At 66.9% G+C, this 3,714-nt stretch carries 4 protein-coding genes and 2 pseudogenes; 4 read left to right on the top strand and 2 right to left on the bottom strand.

Translation table 11 applies throughout. The features are described from left to right. Window positions 1-243, top strand: a 243-nt coding sequence (locus ACFYX0_RS47090; RefSeq protein WP_388981820.1) for a BN159_2729 family protein, incomplete at its 5' end; no start/stop codon positions are given. 433 nt (window positions 244-676) lie between these two features. Then, window positions 677-1,123, top strand: coding sequence for a hypothetical protein (locus tag ACFYX0_RS47085; RefSeq protein ID WP_388981817.1), 447 nt, complete (start codon window positions 677-679; stop codon window positions 1,121-1,123). Window positions 1,124-1,307: 184 nt separating this feature from the next. Here the strand turns inward: ACFYX0_RS47085 and ACFYX0_RS47080 are convergent, their stop codons facing one another. After that, a complete protein-coding gene (locus ACFYX0_RS47080; RefSeq protein WP_388981814.1) occupies window positions 1,308-1,889 on the bottom strand; it encodes a hypothetical protein in 582 nt (193 codons plus the stop codon). A 275-nt stretch (window positions 1,890-2,164) separates the two neighbouring features. Here ACFYX0_RS47080 and ACFYX0_RS47075 point away from each other — a divergent pair, with 275 nt between their 5' ends. Together ACFYX0_RS47075 and ACFYX0_RS47070 are read left to right on the top strand one after the other, a co-directional pair. Beyond that, window positions 2,165-2,830 carry a nitroreductase gene (locus ACFYX0_RS47075; RefSeq protein ID WP_388981811.1) on the top strand — a complete coding sequence of 222 codons (666 nt, stop codon included), beginning with the start codon at window positions 2,165-2,167 and terminating at the stop codon, window positions 2,828-2,830. Between the two features lie 159 nt (window positions 2,831-2,989). Further along, window positions 2,990-3,160: pseudogene (locus tag ACFYX0_RS47070) on the top strand (IS30 family transposase); the annotation flags it as partial. A 54-nt stretch (window positions 3,161-3,214) separates the two neighbouring features. On the opposite strand, the pseudogene ACFYX0_RS47065 reads toward ACFYX0_RS47070, so the two are convergent. Beyond that, window positions 3,215-3,619 (bottom strand): annotated as a pseudogene (locus ACFYX0_RS47065) (FAD-dependent oxidoreductase); the annotation flags it as partial. Window positions 3,620-3,714: the final 95 nt, after the last annotated feature.

The raw sequence follows: 3,714 nt of genomic DNA, 5'->3' as shown, positions 1-3,714 counted from the left end.
GAAGCGGCGCACAGGGCCACCGAACCGTACTGCCTGGGAGGCCGCGTCTACGACCTCGCCCTCGGCCACACCGACCGCCTCGGCCAGACCTGGCATTACCACGGCGGGCGCCAGGAGGACGACACCCCCCTCTTCACCCTGGGCGGTACCAGCGGCCCGTCCTACCCGCTCACCTCCATCGTCATCTCCAACGGGCCCCTGACCCCCGCCCCCGCGCACCCCGACAACCTTGGAACCCGCTGAACACGCGCCACACCGCCGCACCCTCCCCTTTACAGCCCCGCATCCTCACGCCAGAGCACTGCACGGCAGACGACGGCTGCCCAGGCCCCCGCCAGGCCACCACACCGAACTCGGCCCGCCATCCGGCATCGGGCCTATGCAGGGTGACGAGTGTGGCTGTGCAGGTGAGTCGCGGGTCGTTTCGACCGCGCAGCTGGGAGTCGCACGCTCGCGCGAACGGGCGGTGTTCACGAGAACGGGAGTCGGCCAAATCGGCCCCGGCTGACACTGCCGTAGCGGAGGGCCGGGGTGAAGGCCGACGCGCGGCCGACGGAGGAATCGTCGAGGACCACCTGCTCCGATGTCGGCTTTGCCCGTGGTGGATTGAACGACGTGTCGCGGCGTGATCGGCTACGGCTGACGTGACGCATGCAAGCGCTGCCGGAGGTCCACCGTGCCGTACTACCTGCTCACCGTGACGGCCTCGCGGCGGACCAACCTCGGGCTCCAGGTCGAACCCGCCGTGCGGATCAGGGAGCTGGCGGCACGGGTGAAGGACAGCGACGTTCCCATGCCCGGCGACCGCCTCCTGCTCCTTCGCCCCGACACGGGTACTTGGTGGATCGCCCCGCTGGCCGACTTCGGTCTGGAGGCGTGGCGCAAGGACGGCTTCGTCTACACTCGCAGCGACCCCGCCGACCCGGAGTTCACGCTGGCCGTCGGCGGCCGAGGGGGCCCGGAGGAGGTCCTCCCGGTGGGCACCGAGATCTGGCTCGACGACAACGCTCCGACCAGCGGTCACCGCACCAATGGCTGGCGCCGCATCATCGCCGACATCGCCTCGGGTGACTGGTATCAGGCCGACCCGGACGCGGTCGACACCACCGTCACCGACCGCTGATCCCGCGACCCCGGCAGGGCGCCTGAGGCGGCCACACGGCCGGGGCGCCGTCCTCGTGCGGGAAAAGGGGAGCCGCTCATCGGCACCGCGGACCTCGGCGAGTTGCCGGCGTACAGCCCTGCTTCCGTGACGCGTGCACGGTGAGTGATCTCCGCTGGGAGAGCAGCCGGACCGAAGACGGGTCTCAGATGCAGACGATGGGGCAGCCGCGTCGGATCGAGTGCTCGGCAGCGCGCAGGAACAGTGCGACGTAGAAGGCTGTTTCCAGGTCCTCGCTCCACGCTCCTGTTCGAGTAATCGCCAGTTTCGTCGCTCGGTGCCTGAACCACATGCTCAGGTCGAGGTTGTCGCATGTCGCCGGGGTTTCGGATGGCAGATCGATGGCTGCCGCCAGCTTTTCGGCGAGCGGCAGTACCTGGGGAGCGCCGACGACCATGGACTCGTAGTCGCCGGAGTCGATGGGCAACCAGATCTCCTCATCAAGTGAGAAGGGCACGAGCACTGTCCAGCCGCAGAGGATCTCCGATTCCTCTCGTGACAGATGCGTCTGACACAAGGCGAGGAACCCGGTCATGGATGGGGTCAGCTTCTCCTCAAAGGCTTGCCCGAAGCCAGGTGCGAAGTCCGTCTCTGGGGGTACGTCCTCGTGGGGCGGAAGGCCCCGCCGCCTGAGTTCAGCGTTGAGCGCTGAAGCAATTTCGCCCCATCCGTCTTCCTCGTCACCGAACCATTCCGCCGCACCGACACTCACCAGGTACACACCCATGTGGGGAAGTTACAGCGCGCATCTGACATCGATCAGTGAGCCAACAGGACTCGCTTGCGCAGGAGAGCGAAGCCGGCCCGGCCGAACATCTGTCAGCGTCTTGATGCGGTTGACGTGCCCTTCGACGACGCCGGTTTCGGCAGCACTTCATGATCGGTCCGCGCAGGAATGCCGGTCGGTTTTGGCAGCACCAAAGGTCCGCCCGGTCTGCTCACTCGGTGCGATGATCACCCTCGTGTCTTCGCTACGCGCCGTGGAGTGGGAGGACCGAAGACGTGGATGTGTATGAAGCCGTGGACAGTCGCCGGGCTGTGCGGGCGTTCAGCGATGATCCGGTGCCCAAAGAGGTACTCGAACGAGTGCTGGCTGCAGCGACGCGGGCTCCTTCGAGTGGGAACCTGCAGCCGTGGCAAGTGTATGTCGTGACCGGTGAGCCCTTGGCCGAACTGAAGAAGCGCGCGACGGCCAGGGCACTGGCGAAAGACCCGGGTGACGAGCGGGAGTATCCGATGTACCCAGCTGATCTGGCCTCGCCGTATCTGGACCGCTTTTCCGCCGCGGCCGCCCAGCGGTACGAAGCGCTAGGAATCGAGCGCGACGACGTCGACAGGCCCACGAAGATCGCCGCCTTGAACTCGGAGGCGTTCGGGGCGCCGGTCGTACTGTTCTGCTACCTCGACCGGACGATGGGGCCCGGGCAGTGGGGGGACGCGGGGATGTACTTGCAGACGGTCATGCTGTTGCTGAGGGCGGAAGGATTGCACAGCTGCCCCCAGGTGATGTGGACGATGTATCGCAAGACCGTCAGCCGGATGATCGGAGCCGCTGACGGGCTCGTGCTGTTCTGCGGTGTCTCGGTAGGATTCGAGAAGGAAGGCGTGCCACGGCTGCGTACCGGGCGGGCGGACCTGACGGAAACAGTGAGCTTCATCGGCGGGTGACCCGCTGACCGGTGATTCTCACAACAGACGGGTCGTCAGTCACGGGCTGCCCCGCGATTGATCTTGGAGTGGGCTGTCCTGAGGGTTCGGCGGGCTGGTGGTTCAGCAATCGCAGGACGGCCCTTGCTCGTACCGGTACTTCAGCGAATCCGCCTCCGCCTGCTGCGGCAGTACCTCCCCAAGGGCGCGGACCTCCGCACATTCAGCCAGGCCGACCTGGACGCCGTTGCCCCCGAGCTCAACCGCCGTCCGCGCAAGACCCATGGCTACCGCACTCCGGCCGAGGTTAACGCTGACCTTCTGAACAGCGGTGAGTCGCTGACTGCTTGAGCCCGCCATCGTTTGCCGATCCTGAGCACCGAAAGTGAAGTGCCGGGTAAGCGCTCAGCCTGGGATGAGTGCATCCCACTGATCGCGGGTCGGGCCGTCGTGCGTTGGCGAGAAGTCTGGGTGAGCGGCCAGCCAGTGGGTGACGGCTCGGTCCACTTCGTCGGTGCCGTAGGCGGCGTCGGCCGGTTGCAGGAGATGGCGTACCTGGGCACGGGCTCGCATGACGACGGGATCGTCAAAGGCGCAAGCGGCCAGGGCAGCAGCCCGCCGATCCGAGGATGGCGAGCTCTCGGTGAGGCGTTGCTCGTTGCCGCGGTCGGCCGCCACCTGCGCGTCGAACCACGGACGGAGGACCTGCGCTGTCCAGGTGTGGTCGCCGATGGGGTCCGCGGCGATCTGGCTGACGTGGGCGGCGAGGTGCTGGGCGGCACGCAGGCCGAGGGCCACGCCATGACCCAAGTCATGTCCCGCGGGGTGGTGTAGTCACGGCAGCTGTTTCGGTTCCGGTTGTGGGGTGATCTGCGGTTCAGGTTCGGTTGGCTTGGTGGTGAAGA

It is taken from the genome of Streptomyces sp. NPDC002573 (assembly GCF_042889625.1).
Classification (GTDB): Bacteria; Actinomycetota; Actinomycetes; order Streptomycetales; family Streptomycetaceae; genus Streptomyces; species Streptomyces gibsoniae.
The sequence above is the reverse complement of the archived record's forward strand: the minus strand, read 5'-3'. Positions and strand labels throughout refer to the sequence as shown.